Origin of the sequence: Undibacterium sp. Xuan67W (genome assembly GCF_049340165.1) — a bacterium.
In the GTDB taxonomy this organism is placed as follows: domain Bacteria; phylum Pseudomonadota; class Gammaproteobacteria; order Burkholderiales; family Burkholderiaceae_D; genus Undibacterium.
Genome location: NZ_JBMPPN010000033.1, coordinates 1 through 26,913, shown reverse-complemented (window position 1 = coordinate 26,913; position 26,913 = coordinate 1). Strand labels below are relative to the sequence as shown.

Sequence of the window (26,913 nt, the reverse complement as noted above, 5' to 3'; positions counted from 1 at the left end):
TCGGCCTGCTTGAGGATGGCGATGATCTGACTGTCGGTGTAACGGGAAGGCTTCATGCAGAACTTTCAAAAATCATATTTAGAAAATTCTACTCATTTCAACGCTTGTTTGCAGGGGGGATTACCATTCCATACTGAGAATAGACAAGCCTATTGCGATCAGTTCCGTGTTTTATGCCATCCAGCTGATTGCTGGATAACTAAATTCAGCCAAGTTTATGCCTGATCAGACCTCGATTTATCAGACAAACGCGGTAACATTCTAGCCAATACCTTATCTTTTAAAACGACATGATGCAAAATCGCAGCAAGGGCATGTAAGCCAGCGACCGCAAGCAAGATGTTCGCGATCAAGCCATGTAACTCTACTGCGTCATGGCGCAGTGATTTATCGGTGACATCAAGTGCGGGAACAGTAAATAAGTTAAATATATTGTCGCCTCTCAGCCATACACAAGCAGCGCCGATAAGCACAATCGCAACGAGCAAAAGATAGAGGAAGTGGTGCACACTAATCGCTGCACGTCCCATTAGCCCAGTATCAGCTGCAGGCAATTTAACTCCGGCACCAAACCGCCAGGATAGACGCACAGCCAGTATCACGGCCAGTAAAACTCCAAAAGAGATATGCAGACTGCGCACGGTAATACGTGGCGTCCCTTTAGGAAAAAAATCTATGCACTGTCCTACTATCCACAGACCGATTACCAGTGCCGCACTGATCCAATGCAATCGTATTGTTTTTTTGTCGTAAACCTGGTTCATTATTGTGTCCCTCATGTGATTACTTCATATACGCTACTCTTTCGCAGCGGCACAGTTCTACCGTCTCTATCTGACATCGACTCTTCTGAATCGACTATCGCAAAATCGCAATAAGCCAGTGTATCCTGCAACTATGTAATTTTCCTTAAGTTAGCTTAAGGATTAAGAGATAATTTAATGAACTCCTCATCAATTTATTCAGGAAATACATGGAAACTAAAAAAGGACATTGCCATTGCGGTGCCGTGGAATTTGAAGTTGACCTGGCGAATGGACTGGAAAATCTGCGACGTTGTAATTGCTCATTATGCCGTCGTAAAGGATCCATTATCGCCAGCGTCCCCATCGAAAGTTTGCGCATTATCAAAGGTGCAGAGATGCTGACGCTGTATCAATGGAATACTAATACGGCAAAGCACTATTTTTGTAAGGTTTGCGGTATCTATACGCATCACCAACGACGCAGTAATCCCACGCAATTTGGTTTTAATGTGGCGTGCATTGAGGGAGTCGATCCTTTTCAGTTCACCGATATTGCGGTTGGAGATGGCGCATCTCAGACTTTGCTGTGACAGTATTTTTATAGGATTAACATTCAGATGAGCCCAAATTTAACACCGGAAGCCATTGTTCAACAGCAGCTTGATGCATATAACGCCTGCGATCTTGAAGCATGGCTGGCGACCTACGCCGACGACGCGCAGCAGTTCGAACATCCTGGTAAATTAGTCGCCAGCGGCAAGGCCGAAATTCGTGAGCGCAGCAGAATGCGCTTTCAGGAACCCAATCTGCATGCTCGTCTGATTCAGCGCAGTGTGATGGAGAATATGGTGATCGATCATGAAGAAGTTACCCGCACCTTTCCTGAAGGTACGGGCACCATCCGATTAGTTGCGATTTATCATATCGAGAACGGAAAAATCCAGTCAGGTTCGTTTTTATTTGGCACTAAGACCTTAGATTAAAGCTGATTTTTTCTTTTCTGAAACAAGAAAAAATTATCCTGGCAAAGGTCGTTGAATAAAAAAGCGGACTGAATATAAATATCCAGTCCGCTTTTTTTATCGCGTTAAGGCTAATACCATTGACACTCATAGCATTACCGCTTAAATCTCACTTAAATTTTCAGCTCCAGCATCGCACGTACCGCAACCGTCGTTGGCGTCGTTGTAGTCTGCCTCAGGGAGCCGGTTGCATCCGTATAGGTCGATGCAGAGATATTATCCTGATGCAGCGTGTTCGCTAAAGAAACGCGTAGATTTGTCTTCGGGTCGAACTTCCATAAACCATAAATATCTAACTGACGTTTTGGTACCGAATACGCAGTCTTGTTTGCTGACAAGGTCACTGGACCGCCGTCCTGAAAACTCATGTTGCCGCCGAACGTCAGCGGAATTTTGTCGAGTTTGTAATCAAGGCCAAGATTAGCACTGATAGGTGTTTGTGAATCCAGGCGGTTATTCGGTCCGGGTACGGTTTCCAGATTCGACCAGTTGAATGAGGCGTTCGCACGGAAATCAATCGCTGGTGCGTCATTCATGACTGAACGCAGCGGGAACTTCGCTTCCATCTCAATACCGCGTGTCGTTGCCTGTCCTGCATTGACTGGCATATTAGTCCAACTCCCATTGATTTGAGACAGCTTAGTGAGCGTGATGTCGTCAATCCGGCGCACGAAGGTGCTAATACTCATCATGCCGCCATCAGTCAGATAATGTTCAAATGCTGCATCCAGACCCCATGCCAACTCCGGCTTAAGGTTTGGATTACCCATACTGTCTGGACTAGTTTGGCTATTATTATTACTAGAAATAAAACGCCTCGGAATCAGGCTACTTGTATCTGGCGCTTTATAGGTGCGAGTCAACCCAAGACGTACCTGATCATTTTTACTATTTGGCAGCTTCCACAAAGTTTGCAAAATAGGGCTCCAGACACTCGAGCGGTTATTCACACTATCATAGGTGTTACCCTGACTACGGGTATTCAGTCCCTCCCACCGCATGCCAGCGTAGACGGACCAACGCTTCGTCACATTCCATTCATCTTGCACAAATAAAGCCATACGAGTAACTGTCGCATCAAAATTTTCATTCAGATTGATTGGCGGTACACAATATTTGCTATTGGGATCGGCAGGATCAGAACAACTATTGATCGCAACGACATCGTTCTGCCTACGGCTTTCATTTCGCTTGCTGTAGGCGCCATCCCAGCCCACAACGAGTGCATGATCTTCAATAAAAGGCGCAGTGTACTTTCCTCCCCAAGTCAAACCTTTGTCACTAGCATTTGAGCTATTTGTTCGATCAAGTAACTTTGTATTATTGACCTCATAACCTTGAGTATTCACATCCGAACTACGACGATTGTAGTTAGCACCTAGTTTGAGGTCTAGTTTGGCGCTGTCAGCGAGCTTGTGAATCCAGTTAAGATTGGTACGAATCGTAGCAAATTCGGAATTGATTTGCGTCAAATCATCCACAAAAGTCGGTAAATAAGTCAGTAGTGGTGCCGAAGCATGATCATTGCTATGACCAGAAAAACGATTCGCGTTGACGAAACTTTGAGTAGTAATGGTGTCGCCATTATCTAAAGTCAGATTAATGCGTGGCGAAAAACCGATACCATTGAATGTACCCCAATTCAGAAAATCCGTACGGCGTACGTATACCGTCTTACCAGTACTAACTTCATCCATCCAGGACGGGCGCTCATATTGGCCGTGGTTGATCGAGCCGGAAATTGAATAAGAAATTTTGCCGGATTTATCGGATATTTGATAATTGAGGTTTTCGCCGAATTTACCGCCATCCTCCTGTGCGCCGATTTTAAGTTCTCGTTGTGCGGTCTGTACTGTTCGTTTCAATACAATGTTGATCGCGCCGGCGATGGCCTGCGTACTAAATTCCGCTGTCGCGGCACGGATGACTTCGATGCGTTCAATCAGATCTGGTGAAATAGAATCCAAAGAAAACCCCGGCGGGCTAGGTTCGCCGTTCAACAGAATCTGCGTATAACCAGAACCCAGGCCGCGCATACGGATATCACCACCGCGTCCTTGTACGCCGCCAATCGTCACACCTGGCAGGCGCTTTAATACGTCGGCGACGGTGGAGTCGCCATAACGCACGATATCTTCTTGTGTAACCACAATCTTGGTCGCGGTATCCTGACGACGTTCGTCATAGCCTTTAGCCCCGCTGATTTCTACTTTTTGTAGCTTTTCACCCGCTGCTGCTGGCACTGCTGGAGCAGCCGGAGCGGCCTGAGGTTTAGCTGGGACGGGCTTAGGTGGTGCAGGAGGAGTTTTATCAACGTCAGCAGGAACAGCCTGTTGTGCGTAGCTGATCGGGCTGTAGGCCAAAAATACGGCTAAGGGCAAAATGGCACGACGAAACGAGAACGGATTTGAGGGCATGAGATCACTAAGGTGAATAGATAATGGGTTACTAATCAGGTCGCCGCTTGGACAAGATAGCTACGATACAAGTTCCCATTATCTCATTAAGCCTGATTCGGCTTATTTCATCCCCTCTCAAAGTGTTTCATACTGTTTCAACCTGGTTCAGCTTTTTTGTGGCTTTTTTGTCCCGCTAATTTGATGAATCAACCACTCTTGCTCCAAGTTTCTGCTCCCTCTCCTCTTAGAGAGCCTGCAAAGCAGCCAGCAGAGGCTCACAAGCATCGGCAACACGGTCGATACTGTATTCACGCAGTGCTGCCAGATCGACTTTGACCTCACTGCGCAAACCTGCCCAGGCCAGTAAGGCGGCGCAAGCCTCCGGATGATCGAATAAGCCGTGCAGATAGGAGCCAAGAATCAGATCATCTGGCGAGCGACTTCCTTCCAGCTCCTTGCTATCGTTATCAAGTTCAAAAACGGCTTGCGTCTCATTACTTGCGTAAGTGATACCCATATGAATTTCGTAGCCGCTGACCTTGGCTGCCGCACCATCGTTGCCGAACAGGCAGCGCCCCGTTACCTGTTGCAGGCGTTTATCTTGTGTCAGCTCGGTAGTGATATCCAATAAACCAAGCCCGGCTGAATCGCCCGGTGCACCTTCGACTCCGTGAGGATCGCTGACGACATGTCCCAGCATCTGATAGCCACCACAAATGCCGATAATCTTGCCGCCGTAGCGCAGGTGTTTTTCTAGGACTGGCTGCCAGCCTTGTTCTATTAAAAACGCCAGATCAGCGCGGGTATTTTTGCTGCCAGGCAGAATAATCAGATCAGCCGGAGGAATCGCCCTGCCGGGCCCAATGAATTGCAAATCGACCTCAGGGTGGGCACGCAGAGCATCAAAATCGGTGTGGTTAGAAATACGGGGAATCGCCGGAACAATAATGCGGAATTTACCCTGGCCGGATTGACTCGATTGGATCGCGTCTTCAGCATCCAGCATCAGGCCATGCAGATATGGCAAAACAGCGAGCACGGGCTTGCCAGTTTTTTCTTCCAGCCAGCGGAGACCCGGTTCCAGCAGGCTAATGTCACCACGAAAACGATTGATGACAAAGCCAACGATACGGTTTTGCTCTGACTCTGATAAACAGGCCAGCGTACCGAGAAAGTGGGCAAACACACCGCCGCGATCAATATCGGCTACCAGAATCACAGGGCAATCGACTGCCTCGGCAAATCCCATATTCGCAATATCCCGCTCACGCAGATTCACTTCTGCCGGGCTGCCTGCCCCTTCAACAATGATGCTCTCGTATTGCTGCTGCAAGCGAGTATACGATTCCAGTACGGCTTGCATGGCAACGGTTTTATATTGATCGTAATCACGCGCATTCATATCGGCACGCACTTTGCCATGGATGATGATCTGTGCGCCGGTGTCCGACGAAGGTTTCAACAAGACCGGATTCATGTCGGTGTGTGCAGGCAAACCCGCAGCGACCGCCTGCAAGGCCTGAGCGCGTCCGATCTCGCCACCGTCTATCGTCACGGCACTATTCAGCGCCATGTTTTGCGGCTTCATCGGCACGACTGCCACGCCTTGTCTTTTGAGCAGGCGGCATATTGCAGCAACCACGGTGCTTTTACCCGCATCCGAGGTCGTGCCCTGCACCATTAAGGTCGTGATTTTCATGAGATTAGCTTAATAAAATAAGATACTGGTAGCAGTATTAATAGAATCCCTCCTACTAATATGCGGAATAAGGGCATTTTTTAAAAAAATAGGGGGAGTATATTAATTTCTCCACGCAACACCGGATATAGATATCCACGTCAAACAATACTGTTCTGCGTTTTGTACTCAGCAATAGCAAGTGTTGATAATGCTGCACTCTACGGATCAAGACACTACTGATGACGACAAACCGTCTGTGTATTTGCTTTGCCACATCCCAATCAATTGATGTAGCTGGGGCAAACCATGCAGAATCGCAGACGGCCCCGGCGATAGAATATCTGCTGATTTAATCTCGGTGACCATTCCATCTTGGCAGGCAGGAATTTGTCGCCAGCCATCACGCTCCAATACCGTTTCTGGTCTGAATTTTTTCCCGCACCACGATCCGATAATGATGTCCGGGGCACGACGTATCACTTCGGCCGGATCGGCGATGATCCTTTGTCTTGCGCTGTGATGCTGAGCAAGTTCACTAAATACATCGTCGCCACCTGCCAGATAAATTAATTCCGAAACCCAACCGATACCCGACATCAGCGGCTCGTTCCATTCTTCAAAATAGACTTTGGGTCTACGTGTCCATTGTGCTGCCTGCTGCTGAACCTGATCAATCTGCGCCTGCAATGTCGCAATCAGTTGAGCGCCTTGCTCCTGTTTATCGACCAGGTTGGCAAGTACGGCAATCATGCGCAAGATACCTGCAAGCGTATGCTGATTAAAGACATGCACCTCAATACCGGCTGAAATTAATTCGCGACACATCTCCGCCTGCATATTCGAATAGCCGACAACCAGATCAGGCTGCACTGCGAGAATACGATCTATTTTTGCGGAGGAAAATCCACTGATCTTAATTTTCTCTTCGCGCGCCCGTGCTGGTCGCGTGGTGTAACCAGAAATACCGACGATACAGTCTTCGGCACCCAGAGCATATAAAGTTTCTACCGCCTCGGTAGAGAGGCAGGCAATACGCTGATAAAGACTCATGACTTACCTCCCCGTCTGTTTCTGGCTTGGTCCAGCGCTTCGCACACAGCCTTCGCGCCTTCTATAATCCGCGGTCCGGCACGATTTAACTGATCACCGTCAATCACGACCAGATTATTATTTTTTACCGCTAGCAGATTACTAACGCCCTTCCATTGTTCAATACCGCTGGTCGTCTGCGTCTTGCTATCGCCAGTCAAAATCACTTCAGGGTTTTCCTGAATCACCGATTCCAGCCCGACCACCGGCGCTGCTGGAGATAATCGTCCAAAAATGTTTTCGCCGCCACAAATACGGATCGCATCGCTGACAATGCTCTTGTCGTTCAAGGTGTAAATCGGCTTACCCCAGACTTGATAAAAGGTTCTGACGACCGGCTTATTCTGATAACGCGCAGTCAGTTGCTGGAGCTGCTGGCGAAATTCATCCGCAGCGATGTGCGCCTGTTTTTCAGTACCAAATAACTGACCAAGCTTGAATAATGTCGTGGGAATTTCTTCGAGCTTATGTGGCTCGCTAAAGTAATACGGAATACCGGATTTGCGCAATGGCTCCAGTTGACGTTCAAATGCGCCATGCATCCACACCACCAGCAAGTCAGGCTTCAAGGCGATGATACGTTCTATATCTAATTGACGGTTATCTCCCACACGGGGAATGGCCTTGGCAGCAGCGGGGTAGTCGCTATATTTGACAGTGCCGATCAACTGCTCACCAGCGCCAGCGGCGAACACCAGCTCAGTGACATGCGGCGACAAGCTGATAATACGTTGCGCCGGACGAGCCAGGGTAATGATGTTACCCAGATCATCCGTCACGCTGATGGAGGCTCGAGCGGGAGTGGTGACGGTGAGTGACAATATTGCTGTGACTGCCAGCACGGTCCAATGTGAAATACGTAATAGAGTCATCGCTGGTCTATAAAATGAAAGAAGAGAACTAAAGCACATCAAATACACAAAGCGGACCAAACCTAAGCAGCCGCCTGGATGGACTGACGAACACGCCATAGCGTCAATGCCTGCGTCAATTTTTGCCAGCCCGCCTCATCCGGTGGCAAGCCAAATCGCACACCACGCGCGGCCTGACGAAATAGCCGCAGCCAGATACCTTGCTCCGCCATGTGCTGCCAGAAAAGTTCGGCGTCACAGTGCAAATTCTGCTCGCTGCACCACTGAAATAAATCCGTACCTGAACTACCGAGTCCATGCTCCAGCAAAAGTTGTCGCAAGCGTTCTCCCTGCCCTGCCAGCTCGACGCGCATAGCCTGCTGCCAGTCCAGGTCCATGAGCGCCTTAGTCGCAATTTGCTGCGCTGGACCGCTGATAGTCCAAGGACCTAGATGAATTTCCAGACGTTCCAGTAACTCAGCCTGAGCAGCGACAAATCCTAGACGCAGACCTGCCAGACCAAAAAACTTACCGACCGAACGCAAGACAATTAGGCCAGGACGATTGGTATATGCCGCAACACTCAGATCAGTCATGGTATCGGCAAAGGCTTCATCGACAATCAGCCAGCCATCTCTGCGAGCAAGTTGTGCGGCCCAATTCAGCAACACATCCGGCTCGATGAGCGCGCCGGTAGGATTATTCGGATTGCAGACGACCACCACATCGGCGTCTGGTATCGCGCTTGCCAATGCGTCATAAGCGACTTCACGGACCTGGTGCTGATGCTGCCGCCACTGATAGGCATGCTCGGCATACGAGGGGGCGGACACCACGACTTTTGAGATGGGACGCAAACACGGCAAAGTCTGAATTGCTACTTGCGTACCTGCCACAGCCAGCATCGTTGGCGCACCATAAAAATCCTGTGCCGCCTGACTTAAAGCAAATGATTTTTCCGGCAAACGATGCCAGGCATTCGGCTGCAAAAAATCTGGCGAGACGGTATAAAAATAGGGATTAATCCCTGTCGACAAATCCAGCCAGTCTGCGGCGGGACGCCCATAGCGCACCAGCGCATCACGCAAATTACCACCATGCTCAAGCATACAGAACTCCGTTTTTTCCGACCTTCATCACACACGGATTACATACTAACTGCGCGTCATATCTCATTCGATTTCTACATCTTTACATCATTCTGACTTACGCAATAACGTTGAGGGAAGCACACAGTAAACGTTGTCATGATGTATCGATTTTAAAAATGACTTCGCAATCCAGACGCGCCTGTTGGCACGAAATACATTGGAAAACCGCATCCAGCCTGCGGATAGTTTATGAACAACGACAAACTGCTTTCCATTTTTTGTAAATCCTACATAAACGGCATCAGCATCATCGTCAGACAGCCCAGCCACAACAAGCTGGTATTCCTCACCAGACGCCACGCTCTTTGTATATCACTAGCAACAGGTGACGGTCCTGCCCCCAATGTCGGGCGCTGCTCAGCAACGCCGTCATACACCGCGACACCGCCCAAAGAAAGTTCCAGCGCACCGGCACCGGCAGCCATCACCGGACCTGCGTTGGGACTAGGCCACGCCGGTGCCTGTTGACGCCAGCATCGCCAGGCGAGGCGTGTATTGCCCAGGACGGCATAAGAGATCGCCGTCAGTCGCGCCGGCACCCAGTTCAACCCATCGTCAACCCGTGCGGCAACGCGGCCAAAGTACAAAAACCGCGGTGAACGATAGCCCCACATCGCATCCAGTGTGTTTGACAAGCGATAAAGCACAGCGCCAGCACCACCCAACAAAACAAACCAGAACAATGCGGCGAATACCGCATCGCAGCCATTTTCCAGAACGGATTCCACTGCGGCTTTCGACAAATCCTGCTCAGTCGCCTGAGCCGTATCACGACTGACAATATATGAAGTACGACGTCGCGCCTCCGCCAGATCGCCTCGCTCCAATGCCCGAAAAATAGGCTCAGCATGCTCACGCAGACTTTGCAAACACAGACAAAAATACAGCAAACCAGCATGCACAAAAACCGCCAGCCAGAGATTCACATACGCACACCAAATCAGCACTATCTGTGCCAGTACGACGACGGGCAAAACCACGGCACACCAGGCGAGCAAGCCCTTCAGGTAACTCATACGACGGGTAGAATCATGCTCACGTTCATGCTCATGCCCACGTTCGTGATCATGCTGAGTATGATGATCATGATCGTGATTCAGGCTGCTTTCGATGCGGTTTGCCAGCCAGCCGACACCAACTAAAGGGTGCCAGCGACGCACTTCGCCAAAGCAGCGATCCCACACCAGGCCGAGCACAACGCAGAGCAGTACCAGAGCGGGAGTCAGTATCAAACATAAAGGTAGCGGCAATGAGAACGTCATGCACTTCCGATCAAGAGAGCGAGGCGGGTGATTTCAGATACAAAGGTAATCCTGCCGCGACCCAGACGACTTGCTCGCACTGCGCCGCGACAGCCTGATTCAGGCGTCCGGCTTCATCGACAAACCAGCGCGAAATAGCCCCCTGCGGAATGATGCCCATACCCACTTCGTTAGACACCATCAAGAGATCGCCGCGACAAGATGCCAGCGCCTGAAAAAATAAATTGCGCTGCTCTGTAAATAAGGCAGGCGGCGTAATCGCGCCGATATCCGGCATCTCTAACTGTTCAGAAAACAGCAAATTCGACAGCCACAAAGTCAGGCAATCAAGCAGAATCAAATTGTCCGGCCTGCTGTATTGTGCGATGGCATCCGCCAGCGCCAATGGTTGCTCAACCGTCAGCCATTCTGCGGGACGCCGGGTCTGATGATGCGCAATACGGCTGCGCATCTCAGCATCTCCGGCCTGCGCTGTCGCAAGATAAATCACCGGCTTGCCGGACGCGATAGCGAGACGTTCGGCGTGAGCGCTTTTACCGGAACGGGCACCGCCAAACACCAGAGTACGTGTCATAGCATCTCTCCAGAAAACAAGCGGGCGACCGCCACAGGATTCGATGGAAAGTACGCATGAAAATACGAAGCATGTAATTTACCATCGCGGTAAATTGCTTCGCCCTGCTCGTCGGTTGCGTTATGCGCTGCCTGGTTTGGAGTATGTTTGTAGGTATGGTGATGCGGCGTTAAGCTAGTCTCAAAACGAGAGTAATGAAAAGTATGTCCACGCAGCTCACCTGCATTACCCGACCATGCTTGTCCGCCCAGAGCCGCCAGACGTTTTTGCATGATCACACGGCCAGGCAAAATACCTGCCATCGGCCAGCTGGCTTCTTGCTGATCGATCAGACTATCAGTCAGTGCCATCATGCCACCGCATTCAGCAAGGATAGGCAAACCTCTCGTATGCGCCGCGCGTATCGATGCTTGCCATTGCTGCGCCTGGCTAAGAATCTCGGCATGCAACTCAGGATACCCGCCCGGCAAATACACGGCGTCAGCCTGGTCCGGTACGGGCTCATCTGCCAGCGGAGAAAAAAATTCGATCTGTGCACCAAGTGCTTTCAGGCACGCGATATTCGCAGGGTAGATAAAAGCGAACGCAGCATCACGGGCAATCGCAATCGTCTTGTCTTTCAATAGCGCCGGTATTTTTTCCCATGTATTTTCTGCTGACTCAAATTGCGTCAGTGGCAAGGCGTTCCATGCATCCATGTCCAGCGCTAACTGCTCGGCCTGAGTAGTCAGAATATGCTCTATCTGCACGACCTCGTCCGGCAATACCAAGCCCAGATGACGCTCAGGTAAACCTTGTTCCTGTCGAGGCAAACTCGCCAGCAAGGGAATGGGATTGAGCGGTACTTTTTGCATGGCATCAGCGACCATACGCGCATGACCTGCTGAGGCAATCCGGTTCGCGATAACGCCCGCCATTGAGACCGGACCAAAGTCACGTAAACCTGTGACGACCGCACCGACGGTTTGTGCCATTGCAGATGCATCGACTACCGCGAGTACCGGCACACCAAAAGCCCGCGCCAGATCGGCAGAAGAGGGATTGCCATCGTACAAACCCATCACGCCTTCAATCAAAACTACATCGACGTCAGCCGCAGCTTGCGCCAGCAGAGCACGTGACGCCTCCAGACCAACCATCCATAAATCCAGCGACAATACCGGCGCACCGCTGGCACGTTCCAGCATCATGGGATCAATAAAATCAGGACCTGTTTTGAATACCCGAACACGTTGCCCTAGCATAGTCAGTTTGCGTGCCAATGCGGCTGTTACCGTGGTTTTTCCCTGACCTGATGCGATCGCTGAAATCAGCACAACGCGGGCGGCTGATGGTCGCATTACCATTCGATCCCGGCTTGTGCAACGATGCCGTCTTTAAAGGCATGCTTGACGACCTGCATCTCCGTCACGGTATCAGCGACCTCGATCAACTCAGGCAAAGCACCGCGCCCGGTGATGATCACGTGCTGCATCTCCGGCCGTGCATCAAGGTCTGCAATCACCTGCTGTACATCGAGATAATGATATTTGAGCGCAATATTCAGTTCATCGAGCAAGACCATACCGATCTTGGGATCGCTTAAAAATTCTTTGGCTTTTTGCCAGGCTAGCTGTGCTTTTTCAATATCACGTTCACGATTCTGGGTTTCCCAGGTATAGCCCTCACCCATGGCATGAAAGCTGACTTCATCTGGAAAACGGCGCAAAAAAATCTCTTCGCCAGTAGACATCGCTCCTTTAATGAATTGCACCACACCGACTTGCATGCCATGCCCCATTGCCCGCATCACCATCCCGAAACCACTAGAGCTTTTGCCCTTGCCGTTACCGGCGTTGATGACCAGAACACCTGTCTTGCGCTGAGCAGCCTCGATCTTCTGATCCATCAATTCTTTTTTACGCTGCATGCGGCGTTGATGGCGCGTAATGATGTTAGCTTCAATGAGCGGCTCGGCTGGAGTGGTGTCTATCGGTGTATTCACGTTTTAGTGTCCTGGTAAAAAAAGAGTTTGACCACCATGTCGTATCAGTTCCAATGGATGTCCCAGACAGAGGCTGAGTTTGTCCGCTGTCATGACCTGATCAACTGGACCGGCCTCCCAGCGGCCATCTCCCATCAGGAGCAAGGCATGGGTAGCAATACGATGGGCGAGATTAAGGTCGTGACTAACCATCACAACCGACTTGTTGTGGTCACGACATAACCGGGAGAACAGTTGCATCACACTGACCTGATGCGCGAGATCGAGTGCATTGGCAGGCTCGTCCAGCAGCATCAGCGCAGCATCCTGTGCCAGCAAAGCAGCAATCGCTACGCGCTGGCGCTCACCACCGGACAGACTGCGCACATCGCGTTCGGCCATCTCAGTAACATCTAATTCCTGTAAAGCCGCATACGCTAGTTCTAGGTCGTCTGATGATTCCCAGTAATGCGTATCGTGATAAGGGTGGCGCGCACTCAACACCGTTTCAATCGCACGGTAACCGAAGGCATCCACTCTTCCCTGCGGTAAAAAAGAGCGCTCTCTGGCCAGTTCGCCAAGTGACCATTGCTGAAGTTTTTTGTCCCTAATCAGAATCGTACCACTCTCGACGGGACGCATCCCTGCGAGAGTACGCAGCAATGTGCTCTTGCCAGCGCCATTGCGACCGATCACACACCAGCACTCACCGGGATGGACTTGCCATTGCAAGGCAGCGAGTAAAACCCTTTTGCCGACGGATAAATTCAGATCGCTGATACGTAATAAGATGGTATTTAGACAGTCGGGATTAGATATGCTGATGTTCAGACCATCCTGTGCAAGTATAGTCATCACCGCCCCTGCTTTCTCAACTGATGCAATTGCAGCAGAAATAAGGGGACGCCAATCATCGCCGTAATCACACCAACCGGTAATTGCTGTGGTGCGACTACCGTGCGCGCCAGTGTGTCCGCCAGGACCAGAAAACTTCCCCCGGCAAGGGTTGCCGCGGGAATCAGCAAGCGATGATCCGGGCCCCAGGCAAAGCGGCATGCATGCGGAATAATCAGTCCGACAAAACCGATACTGCCAGCACTGCTGACTGCACTCGCCGTCAATAAAGCCGAGCAGATAAACAGAGTTTGTCGTAACCGACCGATATTCACACCCAAGCTGAGTGCGTTATCGGCATGCATGGCGGCGACATTGATGGATCGCGCCATACGTAATGCCAACACCAGAATGACGCTCCAGATTATCCAGGGCAGCACACGAGAATCTGCATTCGATAAATCACCGATCATCCAGAACACCATACCGCGCAAACGGCTGTCAGGAGCAATCGATAACATCAGTGTGATCAAGGCACCGCAGCCAGCCTGCACAATGACACCGGTCAATAATAAAAGTGGTGCGCTGCCATCCGAGCTGCCACTACCACGAAAATCGCGATACGCCAGAGCGAACAACAAAATGGCAACCACAATAGCACCGCCAAACGCGGCAAGATCCACCAGCCAGCCCATACCGACCAGTAATATCACCGCCAGAGCACCGACCGAGGCACCACCGGAAATACCTAGCACATAAGGATCCGCCAGAGGGTTACGTAATAATGCCTGCATCATGACACCCGCCAGAGCCAGCGTTGCCCCCGTGACAAAACCCAATAGCGCGCGGCCTAAACGCAGTTCCAGTAAGGTCGCAGCCAGCGTCGAAGGCTTGCCATGCAGTAGCTCAAGCAGACCATGAAGTAATTCGGTGAATGACAGTGATACCGATCCTGTTAAGCAGGCAATCGTAATACTGCCGAATGAGGCGAGGACTAATACAAGAACAATGCGAGAAGCACGCAGGGAACGGTGCCTGCTAACCAGCGCCGTAGCGGTGATACCGGAGCCTGAAGAAGTAGCTAATGACACGATCCGCCCTATGAAAAATTCAACAGAAATGGCCTGCCATTTCCTTTCTAACGCATTCTTATCCTTGATAACTGGATATGAATGAGTTAGAAAAAAATCAGAACATCCAACTTAATTAACGCAAAACTGACGTAAAACTAATATAAGCCAATGCAAATCAACGTGAAGAGATGTGCGTCGGTGCAGACATGGTCGCGTCACTATTCACATATACTCCATCAACCAGCAGCAGGAGACGGAGTACAAATGTCTTCCCCCCGTAAACCCGAGGGGAATATCAACACTTTATTTAAAACCGTAATTCAATCCGACAAAGACATTCGACCCCATCGTTGTATAGTTCTTTGCAAGCTCATAGTCCTTGTTCAAGGCATTGTTCCAGCGACCGATCACTGACCAGTTCGCGGCAACATCGTAAGTCGCATACAGATTCAATAAACTATAACCACCTAATCGTTGGGTATTTTTTACGTCATCAAAACGATCATCGGAGAATACTGTTTCTACGCCGATTTTAGCTTTGGCAATCGCGTACTCTGCAGCCAGGCTACCGTGTTGCTTGCTACGACGTGCCAGACGCAAACCGGTCGTGTCATCTTTAGGATTCTGAATATCCAGAGAGCCGCGCAAAGTCAAATCGCCCAAATGAGTAGAACCACCAAGCGTCAGTCCGGACAAGGTCGCCTTGTTGACGTTATAAGCGCAACCGTACTTATGACTAGCCTGCTCTACCGGGCAGACATTCGCCGTGACCAGCAAATCCGTTGCCTTGTTCGAGTAGTACACCGCACTCAACTGACTCACGCCATCTTCGTAGTAGATACCGATTTCAGCATTCTTTGCCTTCTCAGGCTTATTGGTAGAAATACCGTAACTCGGGTAGTACAACTCATTGAAAGTCGGCGCGCGGAAGCTGGTACCGTAACTAGCATTGACGCGCAAAGCATCGCTCAGGCGATAGCCATAAGCGACACTGCCAGTTACCTTAGAGCCATACTGTGAGCTGTCGTCATAACGGGCACTGGCGCTGGCCAGATGTGCGTCTTGTTTGAAGACATAAGAACCTGCAAGAGAATTAGTCGTACGTTTGCCAATCAATTCTTTCGTCGTCGATTCAACTTTTTCTTCGCGATGCTCGTACACCAATTGCAAAACATCTTTGCCGAGACTGATATCGTTCTGCCAGTTCAGGCTAGTCTGTTTGGTATCGAATTGGCTCTTGTCGTAGGATGCATCAGAAAAACCTTTATCAGCTGTTTCTGCAATTTGCACTGTGCTGAGCCAGTTGCTGGCAAAGCGGTTTTTGCTAAAGATCGCCAGCGTTTCCAGCTTCTGGATATTGCGGTCGTCGTAGCCAGGACCTGCGTCAAACTGGGCATTCAAACGGCTTTGCAAAAAGCTGATGCCAAGATCATGACCTTTGGCGATTTCGTAGCCAAGGCGACCACTGACGCTATCCAGCGTGTAGCCATCTTTGTCGGCATTGTACGAGAAGGGGGGGGCAGTCGGACGTGTCGCAGAGAAGCCGTCAGCTTCTTCGTGACCAGCATTCAGCGCAAAGCTGAAGCTACCATCTGTCGAACCGGAAACACCGGCGGCAATTTTGCGCAAGCCATAGCTACCCAGACCAACGGATGCCGTCGGAGTGATGACGCCACTACCTTTTTTAGTAAAAATCTGTACGACGCCACCGACTGCGTCCGCTCCATATAAACTGCTCAGAGGGCCGTAGACGATTTCGATGCGTTCAATCTGAGCCAGAGGAATAGTTGCCCAGGTAGCACCGCCTGAGGTCGAGGAACCAATCCGGATACCGTCGACCAGTACAACGTTTTGGGCATTAGCGCCGCCGCGGATAAATACTGACGCATTGGAGCCTGGACCACCATTACGTGCAATCTCGATGCCGCGCTGTTGCTGCAAAAGATCGACGATCGAGGCAGCACCGGATTTAGCGATGTCGTCGGCGGTAATGACAACGTTGTCTGCCAGCACATCTTTGGCGGCCTGCATCTGACGACCGGCAGTAACGACGACGTTTAGTCCACTAGCCGAAGCTATTGTAGTTTGAGCAAAAACAGAAATGGATGGAAAAATAGCAGCCACAGCAACGCTGATGGCAAGCGGTTTGAATGAAAAAGTCATGATTACAATGAAAAAGGGCAAGCAGCCAACGTCCCCGCAGGCTGCATGAACACAAAGCGCCACCAAAACTTTTACACGCAAACGATCAATCACTCACTGCCTAATGTATTACTCAGACAGCACCTGAACTGACCGCTAATGAATATCCACTAGGGGTGTCGGTAGCACTTCTCTTATTCTGGCCGGTATCCGGGCTGACAAGCGTCATTTTCCGACCTTCCCATGTCTGAAGACATAGTGGTATTTGCAGAAAACTGCAGCAGCGACTGATCTTTTCAGACCCACTCTCTACCGCGCTTGTACACCGTTGCGGGGGCAGCACACCTTTGCGAAACGACTCTATTTCACCTAGTGTTTCCCGTTTAACCGCAGACATGAACATGTCCGCGAGCACCAAAACTCCGCCATTCTAAAGCCAGAGCTGTTTTGCAGCAAGTTAAACCCCGTCCTTTATTGCATCAATCGAAGTCGACCAATGTTACAGGCCAGTGCGAAACAAGCAAAAGTCAACGCAATCTGCGTAATAACTTTTGTGCGTCAGCACGACCGGCAGAAGTGATCTGATGTGATTTGAGCGCTCGTAAAAAACAGCGACGTGCTATCAGTTGTGACTTGCTGACACCCTGACCTACCTGATAGCGTTTGCCTAAATCAAGCATCGCATCGCCATCCCCTAGGGCTGCGGACAAATAGAACCAGCGCCACATTAAGTGAAACCGGCGTCGCTCCCGATGTAGCATAGCGATGTTTGCAGCAGCAGAAGGCGATCCCAGGCGATAGGCTTTTTTGTACCAATATAGTGCCTTTGACTTATCGGCACGCACTGCCAGACCTGCATCATAAAAATATCCCAAGTTTGTCATGCATCCCGGCAGATCCAGTTCAGCGCCGGCTAAAAAGCAATAAAAAGCGCGGTGAAGGTCACCGCATTCCCAAGCCTCATGGGCTTGAAACTCTACATCATGAATGGTCTGCAATTTGAGTCGCTAAAGGTATCAAGCTGACTGATCAGTTTTAACTGCTTTTGAAATCCAGGCATCGACCAGACGCTGGTGCAGATCAGAGAGTCCGTTAAATTTTACCCCGATGCGATAGGCCCCATCGGACAGTATGCAGTGCTGGACAAAGGCCTTACAGGCAACCTTAAACTGCTCTTTACTTAAATCGGCAATTCCCGGCACCTCTATCATAATTTGATATTCGCGCGAGACCTCAAGTGGAATAGGACATTGCATGAGAACTCCACCGGTTGATAAATTAACGATTTTTGTGGCGATTAAGCTGCCATCGGGAAGTCTGACTGCAGCTCGCCAGATTACGTTAATACGCGGACTTCTTCGTAGTTCAATCATTACTAAGCTCTCCGCATCTTAGTGCTTTTTAAAGTAGGTTTTAAACGATATTAGCATTGCTATATTTATAATTGCAACTGCCTGCATTCACCAAAATCAATCACCTGGTGATCGGCAATCACTTTGTGCGCCATTGCTTCGGGGCTGATCCCTGCTTGATAGGCAAGCATCAGGCGCATCGAGCCAGCATGACTGACGATCATTACATTCTTTTTTTTATCACCCTGCGTAACAAGCTCTTCTAAAAATTCGATAATTCGCGCTGCCATGTCGAGGACATTTTCAGCGCCACCGGGACGATATCCGCTGACATCAGCAGCCCAGGCATCAATCTCAACACGAGGAATCTGATCCCAGCTCTGCAATTCCCAGCGACCAAAATTCATTTCCATTAAACGGGGATCAAATTGCGTTTGTACTTGCAGACCGGCAGCAAGATGCGCTGCGAGCAGGCGACAGCGTTGCAGGGGACTGGAATAAATAGCGGTCTGCGCAATGTGATCCGCTGGCAACATACTGCGCAATGCGGGCAACAAGGAAGGCAGTACCAGCTGGCACTGCGCCTCACTACTCGGTACGTCGGATTGTCCGTAACAAATCCCCTGTGCAATCTCAGGTCTGGGGTGACGGATCAGATAGAGCTGCATAAACCGACATAGAACGCAAGCTCAGATAACTGCTGCACAGCCCCCAGACAATCGCCGGTATAACCACCAATCCTGCGCACAAACATCCTCGCCAGCCACCAGCTCGCAAGAACCAGCAAGACGGCAGCGAGAATAAGATTATTGAGCGGCACCAGTCCGCAGTACATCAGCCCTGCAACAGGTACCAACACTGTCAAGCCCGCAATCAGAAATTCAGTGCCCGACATGTGTTGTGCCAGAGGTTTCGCCTTGCCTTCAAGACGGGCGTAATCGAGGGCATAAATCAGGCTGCAAGAAGCCAGTCTCGACAAAGGATGCGCAATCAATAAAGCCGGAATCACATATTGCACTGGCATACTCGCCAGCACCGTCAGCTTACCTAGCAACATGAGACTAATTCCAATAGCGCCATACGCACCAACCCGCGAGTCCTTCATGATGTCCAGCACTCGTTCCTGGGTCATGCCACCACCAAAACCGTCACAGACATCAGCGAAGCCATCTTCATGAAATGCGCCGGTCAGATAAATCCCTGCCGCGGTCGACAAGATCACCGCCACCGCCTGCGGTAGCACCAGATGTGTCAGCCCAAAAACAAGCGCCACCACCAGTGCGACGACCCAGCCAACCACCGGAAAATAACGCGATGCCTGATGCAACCATGCAGCCTCGAACCCGACCCAAGATGGAATAGGGATACGCGTAAAAAACTGCAATGCGATAAAAAACAAGCGGATCTGGTGCATAAATTTTGGTCAAAATAGTCGAAAAAATGGCAGACGGACTCAATCAAATTCATTCAAAATTAAATTGCAGTAATGCGCATCATGACATTCACCATCATTAGTGCCCTAGGATTTTTCACTAACCTGTGCTGACTCAAATGTCGCCATCTGAGTCATAAAATTCACCGCAGCCTGCACCAGCGGATACACCAGCGCCGCGCCTGTGCCCTCACCCAGACGCAAATCCAATTGCAGCACAGGACGGGCGCCCAGAGCCGTCAACATCTTTGCATGACCACTCTCGTCAGATCGATGCGCAAAGATGCAATAGTCAAGAATTGACGGCTGCAATTTTGCCGCTACCAATAAGGCACTGGTCACGATAAATCCGTCAATCAACAACACCATACGACGCTCGGCAGCCGCCAGCATCGCGCCAACCATGGTCGCGACTTCAAAACCGCCAAAGCAGGCTAGGACGGCCAGCGGGTCACTGACCGCGGCATGCAGACTTACCGCGCCTTCAATCACTTCTTGCTTATGCCGGACACCGGCGGCATCCAGGCCTGTGCCAGCACCAACGCAATCGGCCACAGCGACTCCAGTTAATTTATGCATCAATGCGGCGGCGGAAGTTGTGTTGCCGATACCCATTTCACCGAAGCCAAGAACATTTCCCGGCAGAGCCGCCACCAGATCTTTGCCGTTTTGCATTGCCGCCTGACACTGCGCTACCGACATCGCCGGTTCCTTTGCAAAATTAAGGGTACTACCTGCAATTTTACGATCGAGCAAACCATCACGCGCGCCAAAATCATGATTTACGCCAGCATCAACAATATGTAATGCCAAACCATTTTGGCGGGCAAACACATTGATCGCCGCGCCTTCAGCCAGAAAATTTTCTACCATCTGCCAGGTGACATCTTGTGGATAAGCAGATATACCCTCGGCAACCACGCCGTGATCACCAGCAAAGACCATGATCGCCGGCTGATTCAGTACGGGCTTGGTGGTACGCTGGATCATACCGATTTGTTTCGCGATTCCTTCTAACGAGCCGAGACTCCCCAGAGGTTTAGTTTTGTTATTGACGCAAGCAGTCAGCGCATCGGATAAAACAGCGTCAAAGGTGGGCGCAATAACGAGGGCAACGGAAACTGGTGTCGTCATGACATGAAAGAAATTAGGAAAATAAGAGGATAGAGAAGCATCGTGATGCTTGTACTACGATAAAAACATCGGTCGTGTTTACTATTTAGAAAAAATCTCTGGTGCGGTTAGTGTGCGGCGATACCTTACATCTAAAAATGTCTCAGCATCACAAGTTACTCGCTGTCGTTACAGCAAGCAAAGGAAAGCGCCTCTCATTTTTCACCCGAAATCACCACTATGCGCGATAGTTTTTCGGTGATTTTTTTGCATTAACTGATCGCCATGCTCACTCAAATATGGGTATTAAATCGGTATTGAATCAGTATTCAAACAACATTCAATTTCAAGCTAAAATACAAATACTCTACCCTAGTATAAATATAAGCACCGCATCAACATTGCGGACTAGATGCTTTTAATAAAAAATAGTGGGGAGTATATATCGATGCAGGCAACTTACCACTGCCTGCAACTCAGCCGGTCTGCGCTAACGCAGTGCCGGAAATTACCATCAATAATAGAAACGGTTAAATAAAATCACGCCCCAGGTTGCAAGCGAAATCAGCAACGTCAACAACACCGCAGCACTCCCGAAATCTTTCGCATTTTTTGATAAGCTATGACGCTCAAGCGAGACCCTGTCCACAACCGCTTCGATTGCTGAGTTAATCAGCTCCACAACCAGAATCAGCAATAAGCTGGCAATCATCATCAATTTTTCAAAAGATGACACAGGCAAGCCCAATGCAGCAATGGCCCCGATCACGACTAAAATTAACTCCTGCCGAAAAGCGTGTTCGTTTTTCCATGCAGATTTAAAACCATCAATCGAATAAAAAAACGCAGAAAAAATACGCTTAACTCCACTCTTACTTTTAAACTCGCTGACAGCTTGTTCCTGATCACTCATGTGGTATTCCTGAATAAATTACTTGTAGGGACGCTGATAAACTCATAATGGCGCAGATTTTAACAGTCCCGAGTCACAAATATATGACTTGGAACAGGATAAGTAATAATTCCGCGCTTAATTCCGCGATCAACGCAGCGATAATCTATGTGAGCAATGTGTTCGACTACATAGAACGTCCCTGGCTTGACAATAAAGTTACGGCACTAGTTCATGACAACAATGTGCAACGCTGTAGACTAGCTTCGCGATATCTTCCAATTTTGAATTCACTAGCCCATGAATAAATTAGTATTTTGCCTTCTCATTCTGTCGGTAGCGAGCACAACGTATGCTGAAGTAACAGAACGTCTAGACTATATTGATTATCCGGCGACAGTCGATGCTCAACTTCCACTCAATGTGACTTTAAATAATGCCTCTCCCATACGAGAAAACGGCAATGTCTTTCATGGCTATACCAAATGGTGGGTGCAATGGCATTTCTGGTGGCAAAAAACTGCGAATGGCGAATGCACCATGAGTAGGGTGAAAGTTGATTTATCCTCAACGATTACTTTGCCAAAATTAGCTGGCACTCCCTCCAGAGTCCAGCAATCGGAATTTGATCAATATGCTGCGGCACTCAAAACGCATGAACTTGGACACTACAATAATGGGAAACAGGCTGCCAACGCGGTAGAGCAAGCAATACTCCATTTGCCAAGCATGCCAAGCTGCGAGCAGCTTGAATCGCAGGCAAACAAGACTGGCTTGCAAATACTCAAGGAATATAACCAAAAAGATCGTCAATACGATGCCGCAACAAGTCACGGAAAAACTCAAGGCGCGCGCTTGAATTAATTTATACCTCATTTTCCTACTAGAGTTCAGGGATAACTCTCGAGAAGCTGCGCCAAACAAAAACAAGAAAACAGAACGGCGCTGCATGTGCTGATTAATTTCAGCATGATGATCAATTTAGCTCTATTTCTATCACCAACAAGCTGACGTGCATTTCACATTGTGGTATAAAGCAGATATTGCAATGCACCAACCATCTTATGAAAAACGACACCACGAATGCCGACAAAACCTCCATACAGGTAATCGAACGACTGGTTTCCCTGCTAGACGCCCTGTCACGCTATCAGGATCCCGTCAGCTTGAAAGAACTCGCCATCGTGACTGGACTGCACCCATCCACCGCGCACCGCATCCTGAACGACCTGGTTACAACCCGCTTTGTTGATCGTGCCGAGGCTGGCTCTTACCGGTTAGGCATGCGCTTGCTGGAGCTGGGTAATATTGTCAAAAGTCGTCTGAATGTGCGCGAGGCCGCGCTGGAATTCATGCGCACCCTGCACCGTCAGACTCACCAGACCATTAATTTATCGGTGCGTCAGGGCGATGAAATTGTGTACATTGACCGAGCTTTTTCAGAACGCTCAGGTATGCAAGTCGTGCGGGCGATTGGTGGCCGTGCGCCTTTACACCTGACCTCGACCGGCAAATTATTTTTGTCGCTCGATGAGCCGAAAGCGATCCGCGCTTATGCTACCCGCACAGGGCTGGCAGGCCACAATAAAAATTCGATCACCGATCTGCATAAACTGGAAAAAGAACTCGCCGACGTCCGCGAACATGGCTTTGCACGCGATAACGAGGAGCTAGAACTCGGCGTTCGTTGCATGGCGGCTGGAATACGCGATGACAGTGGCAAGATGATTGCCGGCTTATCGATTTCAGCACCAGCAGATCGCTTGCAAGAAGAATGGCTGGAGGATCTGATTTCTACGGCAGAACAGATCTCTGAAACGCTGGGCTATGTGCCGTCCTGAGCAGTAGCCTCTTTGTAACGATACAGCCTTGGACAACTCTGATTGAGTCGCGACTTAGTAACGACTTAATAGTGAAGGCTTAAAGGCGAGCCAGACGTACTACAAACTGACTACCACCAGTGGCAGTCAGCTCACAACGCGCCTCCCCGCCGTGACGCCTGGCAATTTGCCTTACCAAGGCCAATCCAAGACCAAAGCCGGTATTCGTCAAAATGTGTGGACTACGGAAAAACGGCTCAAAAACACGCTCAAGATGTTCTGCCGAGACACCTGGTCCATGATCGCTTACGATCAATTCTGCACCTTCATCCATGCCGCGTAACATGACATTCGTCGGTGGCTTGCCATAGCGTCTGGCGTTCTCTAATAAATTACGGATTAAGCGCCGCAATAAGCGCGAATGCCCTTGCAAGACAAAAGAACTGCCATCGAGTTCAACATCATCATAGCGCGCACACTCTTCTGCCAGTAGTCCCAGCAAATCAACTTCCTCCATCTTATCCGGCTCAATCGGCACTTCCAGGCGGCTTGCCAACAGAATCTCCTCCAGCAACGCATCTAACTCGGCAATGTCTTGCTCCAGCTCCGCACGCCGCTTCGGCTCGGCACTTTCTTTCATCAAGGTCACCGTCAAACGAATTCGCGTCAATGGCGTACGCAATTCATGCGACGCGTTAGACAACAAGGATTTATGTGCTACGACCAGGGATTCTATTTTTTCTGCGGCGCGATTGAACGAATGAGCAAGTTGTGCAACCTCATCGCTACCCTCGACCATTACGCGTGCGGACAAATCACCTTCCCCCAGCGATTCCACACCTTGTTGCAATCGCTCAAGCCGCAATGTCAGGCGTCTGAAAAAAGGATACGCACCAATACTGACGATCAATGCCAGGCCGCCAAATACAAACGACCAAGCATAAAGCGGAAGGCCATTATCAATGCCATGACGTAGCGCCATCCCACTAACGGTATAGACCGCAAGACAAGCAAGCAGGGTAAGATAAAAGCGGAGATAAAGACGTGATTTCATTCCTGTACCTTCGCAAATACATAGCCCGCACCTCTGACCGTGATAATCCGTCGCGGATACTTCGTATCATCCTCAATTGCCATACGAATACGAGAAATATGGACATCAATAGAGCGATCGAAGGCTTCTAATTTTTCACCTTTAACGCGATCTAGCAAGAAGTCGCGCGTCAATACACGACCCGCGTTTTCAGCTAACGCCAAGAGCAAATCAAATTGATACGACGTGAGTGCTTGTATAACACCGTGTTTTTTCAAGCAACGCGCGTCAGGGTCAATTTCCAGGCAGCCAAAGTGCCAGCGACGATCTGACTGTTTTGATAAATTCACATCAAGCGATACATCACCGCCATCTTTGGAATACAGCGTCTCAGCAACCCGCCGCTGTCGCCTTAGAATAGCCGATAGTCTGGCAAGTAATTCACGGGGTTCAAACGGCTTAGGTAGGTAGTCATCAGCTCCAAGCTCCAGTCCAACGATACGATCAGTAGCGTCGCCACGAGCGGTCAACATCAGAAGCGGTACATCACTAAAACGACGTAAGCGGCGACAGACCTCAAGGCCATCCAGATCCGGCAACATCAGATCAAGCACGACTAGGTCAAACGACTCTTTGGCTAGCCGCGTCAATGCCTCTGCTCCGGTACCGGCGACATCAACCTGGAAATGCATCTCCCCCAAATACTCACAGAGCATTTCAGCCAGACGAACGTCGTCCTCAACGAGCAGAATCCGTGAATTCATGTCCGGTATCTGCCCCTCGTGATATGAGCGTGATGCAGTTCAACCATGGCTACCATGACGGCTGGACGCTTTACTGAAACGCTGGCGCTGATCGGGTGTTAACAGCTTACTCAAATCTATCATCAACTGCGTGACACGGCGCGATCCCTGATCCGCAGTCGATAACTGCTCGCTACGCAAACGTTCAATCGCCTGTTCGTCTATTTTTCCCTGAGTCAATAAGCTCAACATCTTGTCGTTCCTCTCTTGATACCGCTGCTGCAATGCACTCAGTTCGGCATTTGTCTGGTTCACTTTTTCCATTGTCTGCGTTTTTTGCTGCTCACTCAAGCTGGCAATCGCATCGATATGCGCTGGCAAGCCAGTTAAACCAGTTGCAAATGACGCCGGACTACTCAGCCCCATCAGCAAAATACCTGCGCCATAAGCCTCATGCTGATCATGCATACTACCTGCATGCACCTTCAATCCGGCCACACCAAGCAGCAGCAACGCAAACATGCCAGCAATAACCCAGACGACTGACCGCCGTTGATTGACTATGAAATTACGCATGATTCTTCTCCTGAAAAAATTATGGGAAAGCCCCGTACCAAGTCTCAGAGAAGCGCGTCAAGATGATGTGTAGCGTAGAGTAAAGATTTGTAAAGTATGAATTACCTGAGGTTTCTTACGTATTGACGTATTCTTTTGAAGAAAATGAAAAAGGACATGAATTTTATTTCATGTCCTCGGTTTTTAGGAGCGACTAATCAATCTCTTTTAGGTCTTTGCCGCGATACGTTCAAGTCTTGGTAGATAATAATTATCTCCGTCCAGTGAATACAGCAAACGGTTGACGCGTCCGGTAATCAGTTCGCGTTTGACGAAACCGATATAGCGAGAGTCTTTACTGTTATCACGGTTGTCGCCCAACATCAGATACTGGCCTGCCGGCACGGTGACGGGGCCAAATGAGCGCATTGCCTGACGCTCTGGCATCACGATGATGCCATGCTGTTTTGTTCCTAAGGTCTCTTGATAGACGAGTTGTTTGCCCTGATATTCGCGGCGTGGCGTCAGGTGATTGGCGGGATTATCAAAAGCCTCTTGATAATCTGATGGTACACCATTAATCACCAATTGTTCATCATGCATTTCGACCACATCACCTGGCACAGCGATCAGGCGTTTGACCAAGCGAGTGCCATCTTCCGGCGAGCTGAAGGTCACGATATCACCGCGCACAGGATCTGCCACATGAGACAAGATCACATCAGTAAAAGGAAGTTTGACATCATAAGCAAGGCGGTTGCAGATCACCCTATCCCCCTCGACTAAGGTCGGATACATGGAACTCGATGGCACCAGATAAAAATCTGCCAATGCGCTGCGGACCAATACCATGCCGAACACAAACAAGATGAAACCCTTGTTCTCAGCAATTAATTTCTTAGGGCTAAACATGATGACATTCTCCAAATACGGTTAGCTGAAACTCTAGTGTAAGCCTTCGCCAGATCTTGTGTGATTTCAGGATAATTCAAGAGCATCTATCGAAGAAAGAACTTGGGCCGGTTAATGCCAGGCCTGAGTCTAGTGGTTAGTGCTAAGTTGGACTTCCCCTAATTCAGTAGACATTTAATAATGTCAAAAACTGAGAAGGAAGTACATCATGAGAAAGAGTCGATTCACTGAAGAATTCAAAGCAGAAGCGATTAAACAAGTCACTGAACGTGGC

27 protein-coding genes and 1 riboswitch are annotated in these 26,913 nt (G+C 49.7%); of the genes, 4 read left to right on the top strand and 23 right to left on the bottom strand.

Going from position 1 to position 26,913, the window contains the following annotated elements; genetic code table 11:
- Positions 1–215: 215 nt before the first annotated feature.
- Entirely contained in the window at positions 216–764 is a 549-nt protein-coding gene (locus ACO0LE_RS19255) for a cytochrome b (protein WP_422961945.1), read from the bottom strand.
- A gap of 209 nt (positions 765–973) precedes the next feature.
- Here ACO0LE_RS19255 and ACO0LE_RS19250 point away from each other — a divergent pair, with 209 nt between their 5' ends.
- Positions 974–1,336 carry a GFA family protein gene (locus ACO0LE_RS19250; protein WP_422961944.1) on the top strand — a complete coding sequence of 121 codons (363 nt, stop codon included), beginning with the start codon at positions 974–976 and terminating at the stop codon, positions 1,334–1,336.
- A gap of 27 nt (positions 1,337–1,363) precedes the next feature.
- The gene (locus ACO0LE_RS19245) at positions 1,364–1,729 is read left to right on the top strand and encodes a nuclear transport factor 2 family protein (protein WP_422961943.1); all 366 of its coding nucleotides are present in this window, start codon (positions 1,364–1,366) and stop codon (positions 1,727–1,729) included.
- Positions 1,730–1,881: 152 nt separating this feature from the next.
- Here ACO0LE_RS19245 and ACO0LE_RS19240 read toward each other — a convergent pair whose 3' ends face one another.
- The 18 genes from ACO0LE_RS19240 to ACO0LE_RS19155 all read right to left on the bottom strand — a co-directional run bounded on the left by ACO0LE_RS19240 (position 1,882) and on the right by ACO0LE_RS19155 (position 21,597).
- The gene (locus ACO0LE_RS19240; RefSeq protein WP_422961942.1) at positions 1,882–4,185 is read right to left on the bottom strand and encodes a TonB-dependent receptor plug domain-containing protein; all 2,304 of its coding nucleotides are present in this window, start codon (positions 4,183–4,185) and stop codon (positions 1,882–1,884) included.
- Positions 4,186–4,411: 226 nt separating this feature from the next.
- Positions 4,412–5,848, bottom strand: coding sequence for a cobyric acid synthase (locus ACO0LE_RS19235; RefSeq protein WP_422961947.1), 1,437 nt, complete (start codon positions 5,846–5,848; stop codon positions 4,412–4,414).
- Between the two features lie 225 nt (positions 5,849–6,073).
- Positions 6,074–6,898, bottom strand: coding sequence for an ABC transporter substrate-binding protein (locus ACO0LE_RS19230; protein WP_422961941.1), 825 nt, complete (start codon positions 6,896–6,898; stop codon positions 6,074–6,076).
- The gene (locus ACO0LE_RS19225) at positions 6,895–7,809 is read right to left on the bottom strand and encodes a cobalamin-binding protein (RefSeq protein WP_422961940.1); all 915 of its coding nucleotides are present in this window, start codon (positions 7,807–7,809) and stop codon (positions 6,895–6,897) included. The genes ACO0LE_RS19230 and ACO0LE_RS19225 overlap by 4 nt, the downstream gene beginning before the upstream one ends.
- 62 nt (positions 7,810–7,871) lie before the next feature.
- On the bottom strand, positions 7,872–8,897 hold the full coding sequence (gene cobD, locus ACO0LE_RS19220; RefSeq protein ID WP_422961939.1) for a threonine-phosphate decarboxylase CobD: 1,026 nt from the start codon (positions 8,895–8,897) through the stop codon (positions 7,872–7,874).
- Between the two features lie 269 nt (positions 8,898–9,166).
- The gene (cbiB, locus tag ACO0LE_RS19215; protein ID WP_422961938.1) at positions 9,167–10,201 is read right to left on the bottom strand and encodes an adenosylcobinamide-phosphate synthase CbiB; all 1,035 of its coding nucleotides are present in this window, start codon (positions 10,199–10,201) and stop codon (positions 9,167–9,169) included.
- A 10-nt stretch (positions 10,202–10,211) separates the two neighbouring features.
- A complete protein-coding gene (cobU, locus tag ACO0LE_RS19210; protein ID WP_422961937.1) occupies positions 10,212–10,775 on the bottom strand; it encodes a bifunctional adenosylcobinamide kinase/adenosylcobinamide-phosphate guanylyltransferase in 564 nt (187 codons plus the stop codon).
- The gene (locus ACO0LE_RS19205) at positions 10,772–12,121 is read right to left on the bottom strand and encodes a cobyrinate a,c-diamide synthase (RefSeq protein ID WP_422961936.1); all 1,350 of its coding nucleotides are present in this window, start codon (positions 12,119–12,121) and stop codon (positions 10,772–10,774) included. The genes cobU and ACO0LE_RS19205 overlap by 4 nt, the downstream gene beginning before the upstream one ends.
- Positions 12,115–12,684: a cob(I)yrinic acid a,c-diamide adenosyltransferase gene (cobO, locus tag ACO0LE_RS19200; RefSeq protein WP_422961946.1), complete on the bottom strand. Its 570-nt coding sequence runs from the start codon at positions 12,682–12,684 to the stop codon at positions 12,115–12,117. Before cobO ends, ACO0LE_RS19205 begins: the two co-directional genes overlap by 7 nt.
- Before the next feature lie 78 nt (positions 12,685–12,762).
- Positions 12,763–13,593, bottom strand: coding sequence for an ABC transporter ATP-binding protein (locus tag ACO0LE_RS19195; RefSeq protein WP_422961935.1), 831 nt, complete (start codon positions 13,591–13,593; stop codon positions 12,763–12,765).
- Positions 13,593–14,663 (bottom strand): FecCD family ABC transporter permease, encoded by a 1,071-nt coding sequence (locus ACO0LE_RS19190; RefSeq protein WP_422961934.1) that lies wholly within the window; start codon positions 14,661–14,663, stop codon positions 13,593–13,595. The genes ACO0LE_RS19195 and ACO0LE_RS19190 overlap by 1 nt, the downstream gene beginning before the upstream one ends.
- Positions 14,664–14,948: 285 nt before the next feature.
- Positions 14,949–16,808 (bottom strand): TonB-dependent receptor domain-containing protein, encoded by a 1,860-nt coding sequence (locus ACO0LE_RS19185; protein ID WP_422961933.1) that lies wholly within the window; start codon positions 16,806–16,808, stop codon positions 14,949–14,951.
- Between the two features lie 163 nt (positions 16,809–16,971).
- Positions 16,972–17,221, bottom strand: a riboswitch (cobalamin riboswitch).
- A 93-nt stretch (positions 17,222–17,314) separates the two neighbouring features.
- Positions 17,315–17,785 carry a tetratricopeptide repeat protein gene (locus ACO0LE_RS19180; RefSeq protein WP_422961932.1) on the bottom strand — a complete coding sequence of 157 codons (471 nt, stop codon included), beginning with the start codon at positions 17,783–17,785 and terminating at the stop codon, positions 17,315–17,317.
- An 18-nt stretch (positions 17,786–17,803) separates the two neighbouring features.
- Positions 17,804–18,160, bottom strand: a complete 357-nt coding sequence (locus ACO0LE_RS19175) for a PilZ domain-containing protein (protein WP_422961931.1) — start codon at positions 18,158–18,160, stop codon at positions 17,804–17,806.
- Between the two features lie 65 nt (positions 18,161–18,225).
- Positions 18,226–18,807: an alpha-ribazole phosphatase family protein gene (gene cobC, locus ACO0LE_RS19170; protein WP_422961930.1), complete on the bottom strand. Its 582-nt coding sequence runs from the start codon at positions 18,805–18,807 to the stop codon at positions 18,226–18,228.
- Complete coding sequence (locus ACO0LE_RS19165; RefSeq protein WP_422961929.1) at positions 18,792–19,553, bottom strand: adenosylcobinamide-GDP ribazoletransferase; 762 nt, start codon at positions 19,551–19,553, stop codon at positions 18,792–18,794. Before ACO0LE_RS19165 ends, cobC begins: the two co-directional genes overlap by 16 nt.
- Positions 19,554–19,658: 105 nt before the next feature.
- Entirely contained in the window at positions 19,659–20,705 is a 1,047-nt protein-coding gene (cobT, locus tag ACO0LE_RS19160) for a nicotinate-nucleotide--dimethylbenzimidazole phosphoribosyltransferase (RefSeq protein WP_422961928.1), read from the bottom strand.
- A gap of 493 nt (positions 20,706–21,198) precedes the next feature.
- Positions 21,199–21,597 (bottom strand): diacylglycerol kinase, encoded by a 399-nt coding sequence (locus ACO0LE_RS19155; protein WP_422961927.1) that lies wholly within the window; start codon positions 21,595–21,597, stop codon positions 21,199–21,201.
- Positions 21,598–21,876: 279 nt separating this feature from the next.
- Between ACO0LE_RS19155 and ACO0LE_RS19150 the strand changes: the two genes are divergently transcribed.
- Both ACO0LE_RS19150 and ACO0LE_RS19145 read left to right on the top strand, forming a co-directional pair.
- The gene (locus tag ACO0LE_RS19150) at positions 21,877–22,440 is read left to right on the top strand and encodes a DUF922 domain-containing Zn-dependent protease (protein ID WP_422961926.1); all 564 of its coding nucleotides are present in this window, start codon (positions 21,877–21,879) and stop codon (positions 22,438–22,440) included.
- A gap of 200 nt (positions 22,441–22,640) precedes the next feature.
- Positions 22,641–23,417 carry an IclR family transcriptional regulator gene (locus ACO0LE_RS19145; protein WP_422961925.1) on the top strand — a complete coding sequence of 259 codons (777 nt, stop codon included), beginning with the start codon at positions 22,641–22,643 and terminating at the stop codon, positions 23,415–23,417.
- A gap of 79 nt (positions 23,418–23,496) precedes the next feature.
- Here the strand turns inward: ACO0LE_RS19145 and ACO0LE_RS19140 are convergent, their stop codons facing one another.
- The 4 genes from ACO0LE_RS19140 to lepB form a co-directional block, all read right to left on the bottom strand.
- Complete coding sequence (locus tag ACO0LE_RS19140; protein WP_422961924.1) at positions 23,497–24,450, bottom strand: sensor histidine kinase; 954 nt, start codon at positions 24,448–24,450, stop codon at positions 23,497–23,499.
- Entirely contained in the window at positions 24,447–25,193 is a 747-nt protein-coding gene (locus ACO0LE_RS19135) for a response regulator (protein ID WP_422961923.1), read from the bottom strand. Before ACO0LE_RS19135 ends, ACO0LE_RS19140 begins: the two co-directional genes overlap by 4 nt.
- Positions 25,194–25,232: 39 nt before the next feature.
- On the bottom strand, positions 25,233–25,748 hold the full coding sequence (locus tag ACO0LE_RS19130) for a Spy/CpxP family protein refolding chaperone (RefSeq protein WP_422961922.1): 516 nt from the start codon (positions 25,746–25,748) through the stop codon (positions 25,233–25,235).
- Positions 25,749–25,955: 207 nt separating this feature from the next.
- The gene (lepB, locus tag ACO0LE_RS19125; RefSeq protein WP_422961921.1) at positions 25,956–26,639 is read right to left on the bottom strand and encodes a signal peptidase I; all 684 of its coding nucleotides are present in this window, start codon (positions 26,637–26,639) and stop codon (positions 25,956–25,958) included.
- Positions 26,640–26,913 lie beyond the last annotated feature (274 nt).

Bases quoted from the DNA above. Each gene is read 5' to 3' on its own strand.
- ACO0LE_RS19255 (WP_422961945.1), bottom strand. From the start codon at position 764: ATGAACCAGGTTTACGACAAAAAAACAATACGATTGCATTGGATCAGT.
- ACO0LE_RS19250 (WP_422961944.1), top strand. From the start codon at position 974: ATGGAAACTAAAAAAGGACATTGCCATTGCGGTGCCGTGGAATTTGAA.
- ACO0LE_RS19245 (WP_422961943.1), top strand. From the start codon at position 1,364: ATGAGCCCAAATTTAACACCGGAAGCCATTGTTCAACAGCAGCTTGAT.
- ACO0LE_RS19240 (WP_422961942.1), bottom strand. From the start codon at position 4,185: ATGCCCTCAAATCCGTTCTCGTTTCGTCGTGCCATTTTGCCCTTAGCC.
- ACO0LE_RS19235 (WP_422961947.1), bottom strand. From the start codon at position 5,848: ATGGTGCAGGGCACGACCTCGGATGCGGGTAAAAGCACCGTGGTTGCT.
- ACO0LE_RS19230 (WP_422961941.1), bottom strand. From the start codon at position 6,898: ATGAGTCTTTATCAGCGTATTGCCTGCCTCTCTACCGAGGCGGTAGAA.
- ACO0LE_RS19225 (WP_422961940.1), bottom strand. From the start codon at position 7,809: ATGACTCTATTACGTATTTCACATTGGACCGTGCTGGCAGTCACAGCA.
- cobD (WP_422961939.1), bottom strand. From the start codon at position 8,897: ATGCTTGAGCATGGTGGTAATTTGCGTGATGCGCTGGTGCGCTATGGG.
- cbiB (WP_422961938.1), bottom strand. From the start codon at position 10,201: ATGACGTTCTCATTGCCGCTACCTTTATGTTTGATACTGACTCCCGCT.
- cobU (WP_422961937.1), bottom strand. From the start codon at position 10,775: ATGACACGTACTCTGGTGTTTGGCGGTGCCCGTTCCGGTAAAAGCGCT.
- ACO0LE_RS19205 (WP_422961936.1), bottom strand. From the start codon at position 12,121: ATGGTAATGCGACCATCAGCCGCCCGCGTTGTGCTGATTTCAGCGATC.
- cobO (WP_422961946.1), bottom strand. From the start codon at position 12,684: ATGCAGCGTAAAAAAGAATTGATGGATCAGAAGATCGAGGCTGCTCAG.
- ACO0LE_RS19195 (WP_422961935.1), bottom strand. From the start codon at position 13,593: ATGACTATACTTGCACAGGATGGTCTGAACATCAGCATATCTAATCCC.
- ACO0LE_RS19185 (WP_422961933.1), bottom strand. From the start codon at position 16,808: ATGACTTTTTCATTCAAACCGCTTGCCATCAGCGTTGCTGTGGCTGCT.
- ACO0LE_RS19175 (WP_422961931.1), bottom strand. From the start codon at position 18,160: ATGATTGAACTACGAAGAAGTCCGCGTATTAACGTAATCTGGCGAGCT.
- cobC (WP_422961930.1), bottom strand. From the start codon at position 18,807: ATGCAGCTCTATCTGATCCGTCACCCCAGACCTGAGATTGCACAGGGG.
- ACO0LE_RS19165 (WP_422961929.1), bottom strand. From the start codon at position 19,553: ATGCACCAGATCCGCTTGTTTTTTATCGCATTGCAGTTTTTTACGCGT.
- cobT (WP_422961928.1), bottom strand. From the start codon at position 20,705: ATGACGACACCAGTTTCCGTTGCCCTCGTTATTGCGCCCACCTTTGAC.
- ACO0LE_RS19155 (WP_422961927.1), bottom strand. From the start codon at position 21,597: ATGAGTGATCAGGAACAAGCTGTCAGCGAGTTTAAAAGTAAGAGTGGA.
- ACO0LE_RS19150 (WP_422961926.1), top strand. From the start codon at position 21,877: ATGAATAAATTAGTATTTTGCCTTCTCATTCTGTCGGTAGCGAGCACA.
- ACO0LE_RS19145 (WP_422961925.1), top strand. From the start codon at position 22,641: ATGAAAAACGACACCACGAATGCCGACAAAACCTCCATACAGGTAATC.
- ACO0LE_RS19140 (WP_422961924.1), bottom strand. From the start codon at position 24,450: ATGAAATCACGTCTTTATCTCCGCTTTTATCTTACCCTGCTTGCTTGT.
- ACO0LE_RS19135 (WP_422961923.1), bottom strand. From the start codon at position 25,193: ATGAATTCACGGATTCTGCTCGTTGAGGACGACGTTCGTCTGGCTGAA.
- ACO0LE_RS19130 (WP_422961922.1), bottom strand. From the start codon at position 25,748: ATGCGTAATTTCATAGTCAATCAACGGCGGTCAGTCGTCTGGGTTATT.
- lepB (WP_422961921.1), bottom strand. From the start codon at position 26,639: ATGTTTAGCCCTAAGAAATTAATTGCTGAGAACAAGGGTTTCATCTTG.